The sequence below is a fragment of the Ideonella paludis genome, from assembly GCF_018069865.1.
In the GTDB taxonomy this organism is placed as follows: Bacteria; Pseudomonadota; Gammaproteobacteria; order Burkholderiales; family Burkholderiaceae_C; genus Ideonella; species Ideonella paludis.
In genome coordinates, this window is sequence record NZ_JAGQDG010000004.1 from 21,001 (window position 1) to 36,827 (window position 15,827).

Here is a 15,827-nt window from a genome sequence, read left to right on the forward strand (position 1 = left end):
TCTGGAGAGCATTCATGTCTGTTGTGTCAAATCGGCGCCAAGCCCTGCGGGTCGGGGTTGCGGCTGTAGCGTCTGCTGTCGGGCTCTGGGCAAACATCGCTTCCGCAGCGACGGCGGGAGCACCGAAGCTCGCTGTGATGTCCATGCTTGGACGCGATGTGCATGTGGTCGAAACAGGCGGTCAAGTGGGCAGCCGACTGTCTACACGTGTCAGCTCATTGAACCTCAAGTCAGGCTTGATGGACAACAGAGCGATGCTCATGATTGACCAGTACGCTAGAGGTCACTTCGCACCCGAGAACATCACGATGTTGGGGACCCAAGGCCAAATGTGGACGGAGTTGCAGCAGGACGCGATGGCTAGTGCAGCGGGCATGCGAGACATGGTCGCGACGGTGACTGACGCAGCGCGGCAAGCCAACTGCACGCATGCCTTGGTACTCATGAAGTATCGAAGCACGGCACAACTGCAATTGGCTTACACCACGATTGGCTTCGGGATGATTGAGGGCATGGGCTTTTACGTGGACTCAGAAATAAGAACCAATGAGATCGGCACTCAGAACACGACTAAAGGCGTGTTGGCACCCTACGTATACCTTCAGCTCTTGTTGATCGACGTCAACAAGGCCTCATTAGTCAGGAGTCAGACCGCCAAGGCCTCGACATACTTTGTTCCCGAGAACGGATCCTTGACGGCCCCATGGGAGGTGCTTAGCCCTGAAGGAAAGGTCGACAGCTTGACCAAGCTTTTGGACGCGGAACTGGCTCGCTTGGTGCCTTCACTGCTGAAAGGTTGAGTGCTCAGCGTTAAGGCTGCGTCAGGAGGTCGCGCCACAATTGGCCGATGGTCTCTTCATCGTTCCCCTTGCATCCCTTCAAGCCCCGCCTGAGCCAAACCCTGGCGGGCTATGAACGCAAGCACTTCTTGGCGGACTTGGGCGCGGGGGTCACGGTGGGCATCGTGGCCTTGCCGCTGGCCATGGCCTTTGCCATCGCCTCCGGCGTCAAGCCAGAAGCCGGCCTGTTCACGGCCATCATTGCCGGCTTTTTGGTCTCTGCGCTAGGTGGCTCCAATGTGCAGATTGGCGGGCCGGCCGGCGCCTTCATCGTCATTGTTTACGGCATTGTCGAACGCTATGGGCTGGCCAATCTGCTGATTGCCACCTCGCTGGCGGGGGTGCTGCTGTTCGTGATGGGCTGGCTCAAGCTCGGTGCGCTGGTGCGCTACATCCCCGTGTCCATCGTGATTGGCTTCACCAACGGCATCGCGGTGCTGATTGGACTCTCACAGGTCAAAGACCTGCTGGGTCTGCAGATTGCCAAGATGCCGGCCGATTTTTTCACCCAGCTGAGTGTGTTGGGGGCGAACATCCACAGCCTCAACCCTTGGGCCTTGATGCTGGGCATGGGCTGCTTGGCGGTGGTGGTCATTTGGCCCAAGAGCTATGCGGCGCCGGACGGTGCCACCGGCTGGCGCCACAAGACGCGGCAAGTGGCGGCCCAGGTGCCGGGCACCGTGATCGCGCTGGTGGGCGCCACCTTGGTGGCCCAGGCCTTTGGCCTGCAGGTGGAGACCATCGGCAGCAAGTTTGGGGGCATTCCGCAGGCCCTGCCTGCTTTTGCCTTGCCAGAGTTCACCTGGGCGACGGCCAAGCAACTCGTCATCCCCACGCTGACCATCGCGCTGCTCGGGGCCATTGAGTCCCTGCTCTGCGCCCGCGTGGCCGACAACATGGCGGACATCCCGCGCCATGACCCCAACCAAGAGCTGATGGCCCAGGGTGTGGCCAATCTCGTCACCCCATTCTTCGGGGGTATTCCGGCGACCGGCACCATTGCACGCACCGTCACCAATGTGCGGGCCGGCGGCCGAACCCCCATTGCCGGCATGGTGCATGCGGCCACCTTGCTGATCATCGTGCTGGTGGCGGCCCCCCTGGCCGTGCATGTGCCCTTGGCCGCCCTGGCGGGCATCTTGTTGTTCGTGGCCTGGAACATGGGCGAATGGCGAGAGTTTGCTCGGCTCAAACACTTCTTGCTGCCCTATCGCGTGGTGCTGGTGGGGACCTTCGTCTTGACGGTGGTGTTTGACCTGACCGTGGCTGTCGAGATGGGCTTGATCGCGGCCTGCGGCTTTTTCATCTACCGCATGAGCACATTGTTTCGCGTCTCGCCGGTCTCTACCGCCGACCTACCGCCGGGCGTGACGGTTTTCGAGCTCTACGGCTCCCTGTTCTTTGGCGCCGTGGGCAAGATTGAAGCCCTGCCAGGACATCTGCCGGACGGCTGTCGTGTGGTGGTGCTGGAGATGCATCGCTTGGTGTCCATGGACACCTCGGGCCTGGATGCCCTGGAGCAACTCTGGCACGCACTGGCCAAGCGTGAGGTGGCGCTGGTCTTGGCCAGCGTCAATGAACAGCCTCTGGGCCTGATTCGCCGCTCTGGCTTTGAGGCCAAGCTGGGGGCAGACCACATCGTCCCCAGCGTGGGCGAATGGACGCCCGGCAGCACGACCTAGCCTGCCCTCCAGGGTCATGGCGCAGCGACCCTGAAGCGGAAGTCGTCCGCGGCCACGTGGTCATAGTCATCTTTGTGAAAGACAAAGGCGACACCGTCCACCAAGCCCTTGTAGCCGGTCGGAATCAGCCTCGGTGTGCCGGTGAAACGCATGCGCCCTTTAGAGCTTTGGGTGCCATCAAAGACGGTTTTGCCCTGCAGGTACAGCACGTAATAGAAAGACCCGTTGGCGTCTGCCCCTCGACGACTCCAGAACGTGGCTCCATCGTAGTAAAACGGTGCCCTGTCGACACGTTGGATCAGCGTGCCGGCCTGGAGGGTGCCCATGGCCAGATAGTTCAGGGTTTCAGCGCTGGTGGTGCTCATGTAGTACCACTGCAAGCCCCAATTGAAGCCACCGTACCCGGCTGGCACGTTCAAGCCAATGGGCGTCGCGCTCAAGTCGTTGAAGGTCACGGTCTGCTTCTTATAGGTCTGAGCCTGCGCCAAGGACGCCAACAAACACGTGGCCAAGACGGCCATTGAGCAGCAGCGCTTCAAGATGCTATTGACTGGCATTGTTCACCTCACCAAGATCATTAAAAGGGTGATTTGCACATTGCAAAGACCATGCCCGTCTCGGTGCCACACCGCTGACCGCCATGGCCGTTTAGAAATCAAGCACTTACAGCGGATTCAGCGCTCCAGGGCCACAGGTAATGGGGCCTTTGCCCCACCCACCCTGGGTGATTTAACCCAAGCATGAGCTCAGGCGCTGCACGCCGCCCGCGATGGGCCGAGACGGATGCACCGCTGCGTCAGTGCCCCGCTACAATGCGGGATTGCCCTGACACCACCACGGCGCCGTGCGCCGAACAGCCATGCCGCTTTTTTGGAAACACTACAAGTCCGACGTGACTCAATTCATTGATGAATTGAAGGCCGCTAAGCCCACCCTGGAAGCTGAACAGCGCGAAGGCCGGGGCCTGCTGTGGGATCGCCCGCAAGACCGTGAGGCCGCCGCCGCTTACCAGGCCGCACGTGTGGCACAACAGCCTTACGTCTACCAGAACAAGCACTGAGCCCCCGCACCGTGGCGGACGAGAATCTCCTGCTTCCGGCGGCCTCGCCCGAGCTGGACACGCCCACGGTGGTGGATGGGGTGGCGCTGGCTCGCCTCTATGGGGAGCCGCTGTTCACGCTGCCCAATGACCTCTACATCCCGCCAGATGCACTAGAGGTTTTTCTGGAGGCCTTCCAAGGGCCCTTGGATCTGCTGCTCTACCTGATCCGCAAGCAGAACTTCAACATCCTCGACATTCCGATGGCCGAGGTGACCAAGCAGTACTTGCGCTACATCGAGCAGATCCGTCGCACCAACCTAGAGTTGGCTGCAGAGTACTTGCTGATGGCGGCCATGCTCATCGAGATCAAATCGCGCATGCTGCTGCCGCCCAAGAAGACGGATGACGGCAGCGAGCCCGAAGACCCGCGGGCTGAGTTGGTGCGGCGCTTGCTGGAATATGAGCAAATGAAGCTCGCCGCCGCACGGCTCGATCAGATGCCCGTGCTCGGCCGAGACTTTCTGCGTTCGCAAGTCTTCGTGGAGCAAGCGCTCGCGCCCCGTTTCCCTGATGTTTCTGCCGATGATCTGCGAGATGCTTGGGCGGACATCTTGAAGCGTGCCAAGCTGCACCAACACCACCACATTTCGCGCGAGCAGCTCTCCGTGCGCGAGTACATGAGCATCGTGTTGCGGCGCCTGCAGGGCGAGCGCTTCGTCGAGTTCCGGGACATGTTCGATGTCACGCGAGGTGCACCGGTGCTGGTGGTGACCTTCATCGCCATGCTCGAGTTGGCCCGCGAGCGATTGCTGGAAATCACGCAAGCCGAAGCCTTTGCGCCGATTTACGTGCGCTTGGCTTACAGCCCCAATTGAGCATGAGCAGCTGACGCCGCGCAAGATGGCCTCACGGCACGCGCACGACGCTCAAAAGCTTCCTCGCCGCTGCTGCGTCATCTGACCTACAGCCAGCACCGCCTGCGTACGGGAATTGACGCCCAAAGCGCGCAGCACCGCCTGCACATGATCTTTGACGGTCTCCACAGACAGACCGAGCCGGCGCGCGATGTCTTTGTTCGGCTTGCCTTGCAAAAGCAACTGCAAGACTTCGTTCTGGCGAGGGGTCAGGCCCAGCTCCTCCATGGAAGGCCGGCGCGGCGGCATCGGCGAAGGCGGCAGCGGGGCACTGCGCGGTGCAGGGGCGGTGTAGGAACCTTCGTGATCCATCGACAAGCCCATGGTCGGCACAAAAATGCCGCCGTCCATCACCAAGCGCAGCGCATCGGCCAAGTCTTCAGTGGCCATGCGCTTGGGCAAGAAGCCCATGGCGCCCAAGTCAATGGCGCGAATCACGTCCCCCGAGCGGTCTGACGCTGACACCACGACCACAGGAAGTGCCGGGTAATCGCGACGAAACTCTGCCAACAGGTCGAAGCCATTGACTTCGCCTAACTGCAAATCAAGCAAGACCAAATCGTGGTCATGGTCTTCACGCAATGCTGCACGCGCTTCATCGGCATTCGACAAGGCATTCACGTGCACGTCAGGGTGCATGCCTTCGATCATGGCCTTCAATGCAGCCAGGATCAGCGGATGGTCATCTACCAGTAGAACTTTCATCGAACCTAGCACCTGAACACGTGCCGTCACGGGCACCTCGCACAAATTGCGTCTCCGCAATGCTGTGTGCCATCGTAGCAGGCTCGACGAGGAATTCGGCGTGCAGAAGCTCTAGCGGTCGCTGACGGTGTATCGACGGCCAAGCGTCTCGGCCACGCACACAGGCTTGTCCTGCCCTTCGCACTCCACCTCGACCAGCACCGCCAGCTGGGCGCCGCCCTCCAAAGGCTCAAAGGCTTGCAGGGTGAAGTGGCCGCGGACGCGGCGACCGACCAGCACCGGCGCCGGAAAACGCACCCGGTTGAGGCCATAGTTCAGGCCCATGACAACGTCGTCCACCACAAAGGCGCTGTCAAACATGGCAGAGATGAGCGACAGCGTGAGAAAACCGTGCGCGATGGTGCACCCATACGGCCCCACAGACGCCTGTAGTTCATTGCAATGGATCCATTGGAGGTCGCCGGTGGCCTCGGCAAAGCGGTCAATGCGCGCTTGATCTACCAGCATCCATTCGCTGGAGCCCAAGCGTTGACCGACCAGCGCGGACAGCTCCGCCAAATGGGCGTAATGGGTCGTGGGGGTACTCATGACAGGATCTCCTACCTGATCTTTTAATGGGCTTGGCCTGCCCACAATGGAGACCTCAACTTTTTATAGGTTTGCCCGAGAGAAGAGATGGTATCGCGCCTTCCGCCAGCCTGACAATAAAAATACGGCCCCTTCATCAGGGGCCGCTGTCTTGGCAATCCGTGCGGCCTCACCCGAGGCCCTGCGTCACTTGACGGTGATCCACTGCACCTCGAGCCAGTTGTCGGCGCGGTGCACCACACTGACATTTTGGCGAGCAGCCCAAGGAATGACCTGGCGGTGCAACGGCAGGGTATGGACTTGGTCCTTTTGCTCTTTCAGCGCAGCCTTGACCAGAGCCTCACGCTTCTTGGGATCTGGCTCGACACTGCTTTGAGCAATGAGTTGGTCCAACTTGTCGTTCTTGGAGTTGCCGTAGTTATAGGCTCCCACTTTTTCGCCGCGGTTGCGCATCACGGGCGTCAGTGTGGTCTCAGCGTCGGTGATGGCGCCCCCCCAGCCGAGCATATAGAGGCTGGTGTCGAGCTTTTCGAGCTTGGGGAAGTAGGTCGCTCGAGGCATGGCGTTGACACGCACCTTGACCTTCAACTGCGACCACATGCCCGCCAAGGCAATGCAAATCTCTTCGTCATTGATATAGCGGTTATTGGGGCAATCCAAAGTGACTTCGAAACCATCGGCATAGCCGGCGTCAGCCATCAGCTTGCGCGCTGCGGTCAAGTCAAACGGCAGGCGCTTCTCCAGCTCAGGGTCGTTGTAGGTGCCGAGTGGTGAAGGCGTCATGCCCCCCGTGGGGAAGGACTGGCCATTCATCAACTTGGTGCGCATGGTCTCGATGTCGATGGCCTGGTAGAGGGCCTGCCGAACGCGCTGATCTTTGAAGGGGTTCTTGCCCTTCACGCTGCTGTAGAGCAACTCGTCACGGCCCTGATCCATGCCAATGAAGACGATACGGTTCTCGGGGCCGTCGATGATCTTCACGCCAGAGGTATTGCGCAGACGCGGCACATCACGCGGAGCCGGGTCCAAGACGAAGTCAATCTCACCAGAGACCAAGGCCGCCAAACGCGTGGCGTCATTGGAGATGGGGGTGTACTCAATGGTCTGGACGTTGCCTTCCATCTTGCCCCACCAGTTGGGGTTGCGCTTGTAAACCGTCTTGATACCGGGCGCACGGCTGACCAGCATATAAGGGCCGGTGCCATTGGCATTCATGCCTGCATGGGTCTCTTCTTTGTTCTTGAAGTCCAGGGGCTTGGTGACCTTGTGCTTCTCGCTCCAAGCCTTGCTCATGATCCACAGCGTGTCGATGTGCTGCAGAAAAATGGGGTTGGGCGCCTTCAGTCGGAACTCCACCGTCAAGTCGTCAATCTTGACGGGCTCACCCACTTGCGTGGCATAGGGGTTGATCTGTGACGTCGGGGCCGCACCGCGCTGCACCGAGAACACGACGTCGTCGGCGGTGAGGGGCGTGCCATCGTGGAACTTGACGCCGGGGCGCAGCTTGAAGCGCCACAGCAGCGGAGACACTTGTTGCCAACTGGTGGCCAAGGCTGGGACGATGGCCAAGGTCTTGTCGCGCATCACCAAGCGCTCATAGACCTGCCCGTTCATCATATTGGTCATGGACTCGTTCTGAGAGTGCGGGTCCATGGTCTGCGGATCACCCTGACTGGCCCAGCGCAAGGTCTGGGCTTGCAAACCAGCCGCGGCCAACAAAGCGGCCAGGGCTACCGGCAGAAAATGACGTTTCATGAAGAAAGCTCCTCTCGCAGTTCAACAAAGGCGTAGGCACGGAGTGTAGGCAAGGACGAGCTGGCCTTGCCCGGGGGATTCCCGATAGCCTGACGCGGTTGTTGAGCGAATGTGTGTGAGCGCAGCCCCGGCGTGCAAGCCGCAGTGCCGCAGCAGCACGCTCAGGCGGCGGGGGGATATCCCTCGGCGCTCAAGGCGGCGGCCAAGGCTTCAGGGCTCGGGGCCTCGTCGGCGCGAGTCTGAATCTGCACGGTGCGGTTGGGGAGATCGAAGGTCAACTGAGCTTGGGGGTCAAGCTTGTGCACCGTGGCTGTGACGGCCTTGACGCAATGGCCGCAGCTCATGTCCGGCAGTTTGAACTCAATCATGGAATGCTCCTGAAGGGGGAACTGAACATGAGCTCCAGTATCCCCTCAGGCGGCCCGCTCCTCATGTGCGGGAGATCAACGCTTTTTGGGCAGGGCGTCGCCGGCCCACAGTTCATCGACCTGCTTGAAGCCCCAGGTCTTGGGGTTCTCTCGACCCACGATCTTGTCGCTGGACTTGGCCAACTCCAACATCTGGGCGGGAATGGGCATATTGGCCTTGGTCGAAAAGAATACTCGCACCGTGGGTGCCGTCAGCATCTGCGGGTTTTGCTCAACCACCACCGCCAATTTCCCAGACTGCAGTTTGACCAATGAGCCGGTCGGGTAAATGCCCAAGCTCTTCACGAAGGCCTTGAACATGCTCATGTCGAAGTGGCCCTGCCATGTCGCCATGCGGGCGATCGACTCCGCCGGGTCCCAACCCTCTTTGTAGGGGCGGTTGGAGGTGATGGCATCGTAGACGTCGCAGATGGCGCCCATGCGCGCCAAGTGGCTGATGTCTTCGCCCACTAACTTGCCCGGATAGCCGCTGCCATCCATTTTTTCGTGGTGGCGAAGGCAAACATCCAAGACCGGGTCGCTCACACCATGGCCTTCCAGCAGCATTTGATGACCCTTTTCAGGGTGCATGCGCATGATGCGGAACTCTTCTTCCGTCAATTTGCCGGGCTTGTTCAACACCTCGAGAGGCATCGACGCTTTGCCGAGGTCATGCAACAAGCCCGCCAAGCCTGCAACGCGGCACTGCGTGTCGTCCATGCCCAGCTCTTTGCCCAGCGCCACCATGAGGGCGCACACGGCCACAGAGTGCATGTAGGTGTAATCGTCGGCCGTCTTCAGGCGCGCCAAACTGACCAAGGCACCGGGATTGCGAAAGACGGAGTCGGAGATTTCCTCCACCAGGGGCAAGCATTGCTCGGCGTCCACCGCCTTGCCCATGCGCGCCTCGGCAAACATCGAGACCACCTTGGAGCGCCCACGCTGGCAGACAGCAGCGGCCTCGGACAACTCCTCTTGGAAGTTGCGCTTCGGAACCAGGGTGGCGGGCTTGGGGGCCGGCGGAGGCGGGGGGGCGGAAGGCGCCTCTGCGGCTAGCTCGGCAGAGGCGGGAGCTGCATTGGCTTCGACGTCTAGGCCTTTGCTGGGATCAATCCAAACAGCTTTGACCTTGCTGGCCAACAAGTCGGCCAGCATCTGCTGCTCCCGGATGACGAACTTCGACTTCCAGAAGGGGTGATCCAGCCAGTTGCCCTCCAGGGCATGCAAGTGCATGCCGAGACGGACTTGATCAACGGGTATTTTTTTGAGCATGAGTGGCTGACGCTAGGGGTCTGCCACCATATCGGCCGATGAGACCGCTCCATTGAGCGGCTCGTGGCCCAGAATGCCTAGTATTCCCGGCCCGCTTCAGCGGGTACGCGCCTGAGGAATGGTTTTGAGCTCACCCGGCAGCGAACCCAGGAAATTGGCGATCTGCTTCATGTCCTTGTCGCTCAGGGGAGCGACCATACCCACCATGGTCGCATTATTGCGGCCCGTGACATGGTTTCCGCCCTTATAGGAGCGCAGGGCAACGTACAGGTAATCCGCATGCTGACCCGCCAAGCGAGGATTGGCGGGGTCGGTGGTGTCGCTGAAATTGTCGCCGTGGCAGGCCACGCAACTGGCCATCTTGGCTTGCAGGCTGGCCGGAATATCCGCCTTCGGAGCCTTTGGCGCATTGGCAACCCGCCCATGCTGCTCATAGAAAGCGGCCAAATCGGCAATATCTTGATCGCTTAAACCTGCACCAATGCCGCGCATCGAGGGATGCTTGCGATCACCCTTGCGGTAGGCATCCAGGGCGGCAGCAATGTACTTGCCGTTCTGGCCGGAAATCATGGGCACTCGGTGCACTTGGGGAAAACTGGCCTGATAGCCCGGAATGCCGTGGCAGCCAATGCACATGGCATTCTTCTTCTCGCCTGCCTTGACGTCGCCCTTGACGTCCTGAGCCTGAGCCATAGAGAAGGCGCTGGCCAAAGCCAGCATCAAAACGGTAGTGACAGTCTTCATCGCAGTGTTGTGGAGTGAAGCGGTGGAGAGGTGCGACTCAGGCCCAGACGGCGCCAGAGTTGCGATTTATCAAGGATTATAGGAGTGGGCTTGGTCGATTTATCGGCTGAAAATCCTCTGGTAAACCAGCAGTGAGCGAGGCATATACTGAGACGCACCATTGGCCCTACCTCCCACACCACGTCATGAAGTTCCAAGGTACCGACGCCTACGTCGCCACGCCAGACCTGATGCTGGCCGTCAACGCTGCCATCACCCTGCAGCGCCCCTTGCTGGTCAAAGGCGAGCCCGGCACCGGCAAGACCATGCTGGCCGAACAAGCGGCCCAGGCCTTGGGCCTGCCCCTCCTGGAATGGCACATCAAGAGCACCACCAAAGCGCACCAGGGCCTCTATGAGTACGACGCGGTCAGCCGCCTGCGCGACAGCCAACTCAGCGATGCAGAGAGCGCCGACAAGGTGCGTGACATCCGCAACTACATCGTCAAAGGGGTGCTGTGGCAGGCCTTTGAGGCGGACCAGCCTGTGGCCTTGTTGATTGATGAGATCGACAAAGCTGACATTGAGTTTCCCAACGACTTGCTGCGTGAAATCGACCGCATGGAGTTTCATTGCTATGAAACCCGGCAGACCATTCGGGCCAAGCACCGGCCGCTGGTCTTCATCACGTCCAACAACGAGAAAGAACTGCCTGACGCCTTTTTGCGCCGCTGCTTCTTCCACTACATCAAGTTCCCGGAAGCCGAGACGATGCGCAAGATCGTAGACGTGCACTTCCCTGGGCTTAAGCAAGAGTTATTGGCCGCTGCGCTGAAGAGTTTTTACGACGTGCGCAACCTGCCGGGCCTGAAGAAAAAGCCCAGCACCAGTGAGTTGATCGACTGGCTCAAGCTCTTGGTCGCTGAAGACATTTCCGCCGAGGTGCTGCGCAGCCCCGATGACAAGGTGGTGTTGCCGCCTCTGGTGGGAGCCCTGCTGAAGAACGAACAGGATGTGACCTTGTTCGAGAAGCTGATCTTCATGCAAAGCCGCAACCGCTGAGCACGCCAAAGGGCCACACCATGCACGCTATATTGCCCGTGACTTTGGAGCAAGGGCCGGTTCGCCTTGTGCCACTTGAGCTTTGTCATGAAGAGGGCCTGAAGAGCGCCGCGGCCGACGGGGCTTTGTGGACGATCCGCGTCACCTCCGTGCCGGAGCCTGACCAAACCCGTGCCTACATCGAAAACGCGCTGAAAGGCCGCGCGGAAGGGCACCGCCTGCCTTTTGCCGTCATCCATGTGCCCAGCGGCCAAGTCATTGGCAGCACCAGCTACCACGACATCGTGCCCGCCCTATCGCGCCTGGAGATCGGCTGGACGTGGTACGCCCAAAGCCATCAACGCAGCGCAGTGAACACCACCGCCAAGCTGCTGCTGATGCGCCACGCCTTTGAAACCCTGGGCGCTCAGGTCGTAGGCTGGCGCACGGACAACTTCAACTTTGCGTCGCAGCGGGCCATTGAGCGCCTGGGCGCGCACAAAGACGGCGTGATCCGCCACCATGCCCCGCGGCGCGATGGCACCGTGCGTGACACCGTGATGTACAGCCTGCTCGCAGGCGAATGGCCGGAGGTCAAAGCCCAACTGCTTTGGCAACTGAGTCGCCCTCGCTGAGTGCGCAACGCCTGATCGGCGGACCGCACTCCCCACCCTTCTCTTCACAGCACTCGGCGCCACAAGCGCCCACACTCCCATGGCGAAGACCTCCTCGACCCCCCTGACCGTTGACCTGCTCTGGCAACTCCAGCGCATTGGCGCCCCCAGCCTCAGCGCCGACGGCGCGCAGGTGGTGTGCAGCGTCACCCAACCCTCGATGCAAGACAACCGCACTGCGAGCAGCCTGTGGTTGCTCTCCACCCTGGGAGGTGAGCCGCGCCAACTGACACAATGCGGCGACAAGGACGGCCAACCGCGCTTCTCGCCCACGGGGGAGTGGATCGCCTTTGTGGCCAAGCGCGAGCAAAACGGCGTCAAAGACGAGACGCCCCAGCTCTACCTGATCCCACCCGATGGCGGCGAGGCCCGCCGGGCTGGTGTGGTGCCGACTGGCGTAGACGCTTTCAAATGGTTCCCAGATGGCCAACGCCTCGCCTTGATCTCTTGGGTTTGGCCCGAAGGCCGGGGCATGAAGGACCAAGCGGCGCGGCTCAAGGCCTTCAAGGAGCGCAAGGAGACGGCTTACATCACCGACGCCGCGGTCTACCGCCACTGGGATGACAACCTGCCCATGGGCCGCGTGCCTCATGTCTTGGTGCTGGAGGTCGCCACCGGCAAAGTCACTGATGTGCTGGAAGGCACCGACTATGAGCTGCAGCGCCGTGAGCCGGGAGCGGCTGACCTCAGCATTTCGCCCGACGGACAGCGCATTGCCTTTGTGCACGACCCAGCGCGCGGTCAGCACCCTGCGCCGCGCATGGCGCTGGCAGAGATCGAGCTCAAAGGCAGCGCCCGCAAGGCAGTGCGCGACCTGGTCAAGCATGCCGACTGGGATTTCAATGCGCCCAGCTACAGCCCAGACAGCCTGAGCTTGGCCTTCTTGGCCTCACACCAAGCCAAGAAACACACCATGCCGCAGCAATTGGCGGTATTGGACTTGGCTGACAAACGTGCACGTTGGGAAGTCATCAGCGCCGAGTGGGACCGCGAACCCCAAGCGCCGCTGCTTTGGAGCGAAGACGCCAGCGCCCTGCTCTTCGTGGCTGAAGAGCAGGGTCGCTCGCATGTATGGCGCTTCGATGTGGCGCATCGCGAGCCCAGCGTGGTGGCCCAAGGCGGCACCATCCATGGCTTTGACACCGCCGCAGCCTGCCTCGTCACCTTGACCGATCGTGCCGCCCACCCAGGCCGGCTTCATGCCCAAGGCGTGGATGACCGCGGTGTGCGCCTAGGCCAAGAAGCCGAGCGCATCGAAACCTTTAACGACAAGCTCCTGGCCAACGTCGCCTTGGGCAGTACCGAAGAGCATTGGGTCACTGGTGCCAAAGGCGAGAAAGTTCAAGTCTGGTTGCACTTCCCACCGGGCTTTGACCGCAAGAAGAAGTACCCGCTGCTGCACACCATTCACGGCGGCCCTCACACCGGCCCGGGCGACTGCTGGCACTGGCGCTGGAACTACCTCGTCTTTGCCGCGCAGGGCTATGTGACGGCCAACGTCAACTACCACGGCTCCTCGGGCTTTGGCCATGCCTTCCTCGACAGCATCACCCACCAATGGGGCGCGCTCGAGTTGCAGGACATGGAAGCAGCCACCGACTGGCTGCTGAAAAAGCCTTGGATAGACCGTCAACGCGTCTTCGCCACCGGGGGCAGCTATGGCGGCTATATGGTGGCCTGGATGAACGCCCACGTGAAGCCGGGCCGCTACAAGGCCTACATCTGCCATGCAGGCTGCTTTGATTGGGTGGGCATGTTTGCCGACGACGCCTATGGCTGGCATGCCCAGGAACTGGGCGCCTGGTATTGGAATGACATGGCCAAAGCCCACAGCCAAAGCCCGCACGCCTTTGCTGCCAGCATGCAAACGCCGACCTTGGTCATCCATGGGGCCAAGGACTACCGCGTGCCTGACGCTCAAGGCTTGGCCTACTACAACACGCTCAAGGCCAAGGGCGTCGACGCCAAATTGGTTTGGTTCCCGGACGAAAACCACTGGATCTTGAAGCCTCGCAACAGCGCACTTTGGTACCAGGAGTTCTTCGACTGGCTCAAGCGCCATGACCCCGCGGCCACGCCCAAGCGGACGGCAGCCAAAAAGCCAGCGTCCAAGCGCTGACGTTCAAGCCGCGCCAGCCGCACCCAGCCGGGCCTCTATCCCTGCGATGGAGCCCGGCACTGCTCGGGCGGGCAGCGGGCGGCTGACCCAAAAGCCCTGCACGTCCTGCACACCGCAGGAACGAACAAAGGACATTTCGGCCAGGGTCTCCACCCCTTCCGCCACCAGCTTGTAGCCAAGCCGCTGCAAGGTGCTGCAGATCTCTCGGTAGAGCTGTGCCCCCCGAGACTCGGCGGCCCCCACGAGCAAAGAGCGGTCAATCTTGACCGCGTCTACATCCGCGCTGTGAAACACAGCCAAGTTGGCATAGCCCGTGCCGAAGTCGTCCACCAGCACTTTGCCTCCCCGTGAGCGCAGTGCCCCCAGATGCGCCTTGACCTTGGCGGGCTCGCTGGCCAAACTGCTCTCCAGCAACTCCACTTCCAGCCCATCTCCGGCTGGCCCGCTGAGCTGCTGCATCATGGCCGCGAAAGCACGCTCGTCCGCCAGGGAAGCCGCCGTCAAGTTGATGGCGACCGAGCACTCAAAGTGCTGATCCCGCCATTGCGCGCGGTCGACGCCGACCTGCCTGATCACCCACGCGTCGAACATGTCGCCGTACCCAGCCCGCTCGAGCGCAGGCAGGAACCGCCCCGGCCCCAGCACCGTACCGTCGGGCAACTCCAATCTCAGCAGGGCTTCTAGGCCTGTGATTCGTCCAGTTTGGGCAGACACCTTGGGTTGATAGTACAGGTGCAAGCTACCGCGTTCGACCAGCTTCATGGCCTCTTGGGCTTCACTGTGCGAGGCCTGCAGTGCTGCCAAGGATTGCGCATAGCGCCGCTCTGCATCCAACTCCTGCGAGGGGCCCACGCCCAGCTGCTCAGCCAGATGTCGCGAGAACTCCGTCATACTTTGAGCCAATGCCAATTGACGCACAAAGGGTCGATAGACCGCTACAGCCGTCAGAAGGATCAAGCCTTGCACCCCCACCAGTGCCCAAGGATCAGAGGACAGTGCCCAGGCATTGAGGCCAAACGGCAGCATCCAATACACCTTCCGGTCGAAGTGAACCCAGCCCCAATGGAAGGCCATCAGCGCAATCGCTGCGCCAGCCAAAGGCGCCAGCAAGAAAGGAATCAGCAGCCGACGCTGGCCCACCACCGGCAAACCAAACAACAAGGGTTCACTGATGTTGACGGCCGCAAAAGGCAAGGCCCACCGCAATACCCGGCGGTCCCGGTCGTCCTTGACATACCACCACAAGCACAAAGCCAATGCCAAGGCACAGCCACTGCCCCCGGCATAGACCAGGCCGTACATCAACTCGGCCAGCGTGGCACCGCCCCCGATCTGGATCTCCCACAGCGCATTGCCAGTCAGCAGATCCCACGCAATCGCGCCATGTATGCCCGTCCACCAAAGGCCGTTGACCACCAACACACTCAAGACCAACACCACGCCATCGGGAAGGCTTCTCACCCACAGGCCCAGGGGCGCTTGCATCCCGCTGGGCAACACGATCAGAGCCACGGACAAGCTCGTGAAGCTCAAGGCAAAGGGAACGATGTGCACCACCGTCCGCGCCAAGGCGGGCGAAATCATCGACAAGGCACGTGTGTCCAACTGCGGCATGGCGCTCAGAAAGAGCCGCAGCATCCACACACCGAGCAGCGGCAGCAAGATGGCACCGATCGACACCCATGCCACGCGCAGCTTGATGCTCTGAAATTCACCGTTGGTCTGCACCGCCACCAGCAGCAGACCAAGCACCAAGATGGCCGCGATCACCGGATCGACTTCATAGGCACGCGCCAAATGAATCGTCAGCGCCAAGCCGATGGCCAGAGGCCAGCAATACATCAGGAACAAGCGCACAGAGCGCAGCACAGGCAGCAGGTTCCAAGGCAGCTCCCATGAGCGCAAGACCGCCAAATCCACCAACAAACCCACTGCGTGCATCAGGATGAACAGCGGCAGCAAGGCCAAAAAGCTCTCGCGCAAGGCCATGGCAAGACGGCCGTGCGACAGCGTTTCCAGGCTGGGAAATTTCATGTCTGGCAAGTGCAACTTTGGTTGGAAACAGCG

General features: G+C 61.0%; 15 protein-coding genes. 7 read left to right on the top strand and 8 right to left on the bottom strand.

Annotated elements, in window-relative coordinates; all coding sequences use genetic code 11:
• Positions 1-14: 14 nt before the first annotated feature.
• A complete protein-coding gene (locus tag KAK11_RS10530) occupies positions 15-800 on the top strand; it encodes a hypothetical protein (protein ID WP_210809044.1) in 786 nt (261 codons plus the stop codon).
• A gap of 47 nt (positions 801-847) precedes the next feature.
• Entirely contained in the window at positions 848-2,521 is a 1,674-nt protein-coding gene (locus KAK11_RS10535) for a SulP family inorganic anion transporter (protein ID WP_210809046.1), read from the top strand.
• Between the two features lie 14 nt (positions 2,522-2,535).
• Here the strand turns inward: KAK11_RS10535 and KAK11_RS10540 are convergent, their stop codons facing one another.
• Complete coding sequence (locus KAK11_RS10540) at positions 2,536-3,042, bottom strand: hypothetical protein (RefSeq protein WP_210809048.1); 507 nt, start codon at positions 3,040-3,042, stop codon at positions 2,536-2,538.
• A 338-nt stretch (positions 3,043-3,380) separates the two neighbouring features.
• Between KAK11_RS10540 and KAK11_RS10545 the strand changes: the two genes are divergently transcribed.
• Positions 3,381-3,581 carry a DUF3460 family protein gene (locus tag KAK11_RS10545; protein ID WP_210809049.1) on the top strand — a complete coding sequence of 67 codons (201 nt, stop codon included), beginning with the start codon at positions 3,381-3,383 and terminating at the stop codon, positions 3,579-3,581.
• 11 nt (positions 3,582-3,592) lie between these two features.
• Positions 3,593-4,438, top strand: a complete 846-nt coding sequence (locus KAK11_RS10550) for a segregation and condensation protein A (RefSeq protein WP_210809051.1) — start codon at positions 3,593-3,595, stop codon at positions 4,436-4,438.
• A gap of 51 nt (positions 4,439-4,489) precedes the next feature.
• Here KAK11_RS10550 and KAK11_RS10555 read toward each other — a convergent pair whose 3' ends face one another.
• From KAK11_RS10555 to KAK11_RS10580, 6 genes are all read right to left on the bottom strand, one after another.
• Positions 4,490-5,182: a response regulator gene (locus KAK11_RS10555; protein WP_210809053.1), complete on the bottom strand. Its 693-nt coding sequence runs from the start codon at positions 5,180-5,182 to the stop codon at positions 4,490-4,492.
• 111 nt (positions 5,183-5,293) lie between these two features.
• Positions 5,294-5,770 carry a MaoC family dehydratase gene (locus KAK11_RS10560; protein WP_210809054.1) on the bottom strand — a complete coding sequence of 159 codons (477 nt, stop codon included), beginning with the start codon at positions 5,768-5,770 and terminating at the stop codon, positions 5,294-5,296.
• A 186-nt stretch (positions 5,771-5,956) separates the two neighbouring features.
• Positions 5,957-7,525 (bottom strand): ABC transporter substrate-binding protein, encoded by a 1,569-nt coding sequence (locus KAK11_RS10565; protein ID WP_210809056.1) that lies wholly within the window; start codon positions 7,523-7,525, stop codon positions 5,957-5,959.
• A 161-nt stretch (positions 7,526-7,686) separates the two neighbouring features.
• Positions 7,687-7,893, bottom strand: a complete 207-nt coding sequence (locus KAK11_RS10570) for a heavy-metal-associated domain-containing protein (protein ID WP_210809058.1) — start codon at positions 7,891-7,893, stop codon at positions 7,687-7,689.
• Positions 7,894-7,968: 75 nt separating this feature from the next.
• Positions 7,969-9,204: a cyclic di-GMP phosphodiesterase gene (locus KAK11_RS10575; RefSeq protein WP_210809059.1), complete on the bottom strand. Its 1,236-nt coding sequence runs from the start codon at positions 9,202-9,204 to the stop codon at positions 7,969-7,971.
• A 96-nt stretch (positions 9,205-9,300) separates the two neighbouring features.
• Positions 9,301-9,924, bottom strand: coding sequence for a c-type cytochrome (locus tag KAK11_RS10580; protein ID WP_246498814.1), 624 nt, complete (start codon positions 9,922-9,924; stop codon positions 9,301-9,303).
• Between the two features lie 209 nt (positions 9,925-10,133).
• Between KAK11_RS10580 and KAK11_RS10585 the strand changes: the two genes are divergently transcribed.
• The 3 genes from KAK11_RS10585 (at position 10,134) to KAK11_RS10595 (ending at position 13,760) form a co-directional block, all read left to right on the top strand.
• The gene (locus KAK11_RS10585; RefSeq protein WP_210809063.1) at positions 10,134-10,988 is read left to right on the top strand and encodes an AAA family ATPase; all 855 of its coding nucleotides are present in this window, start codon (positions 10,134-10,136) and stop codon (positions 10,986-10,988) included.
• Between the two features lie 20 nt (positions 10,989-11,008).
• The gene (locus KAK11_RS10590; protein ID WP_210809065.1) at positions 11,009-11,602 is read left to right on the top strand and encodes a GNAT family N-acetyltransferase; all 594 of its coding nucleotides are present in this window, start codon (positions 11,009-11,011) and stop codon (positions 11,600-11,602) included.
• Between the two features lie 79 nt (positions 11,603-11,681).
• Entirely contained in the window at positions 11,682-13,760 is a 2,079-nt protein-coding gene (locus tag KAK11_RS10595; RefSeq protein WP_210809067.1) for a S9 family peptidase, read from the top strand.
• 3 nt (positions 13,761-13,763) lie between these two features.
• Here the strand turns inward: KAK11_RS10595 and KAK11_RS10600 are convergent, their stop codons facing one another.
• Positions 13,764-15,794 carry an EAL domain-containing protein gene (locus tag KAK11_RS10600; RefSeq protein ID WP_210809069.1) on the bottom strand — a complete coding sequence of 677 codons (2,031 nt, stop codon included), beginning with the start codon at positions 15,792-15,794 and terminating at the stop codon, positions 13,764-13,766.
• Positions 15,795-15,827: the final 33 nt, after the last annotated feature.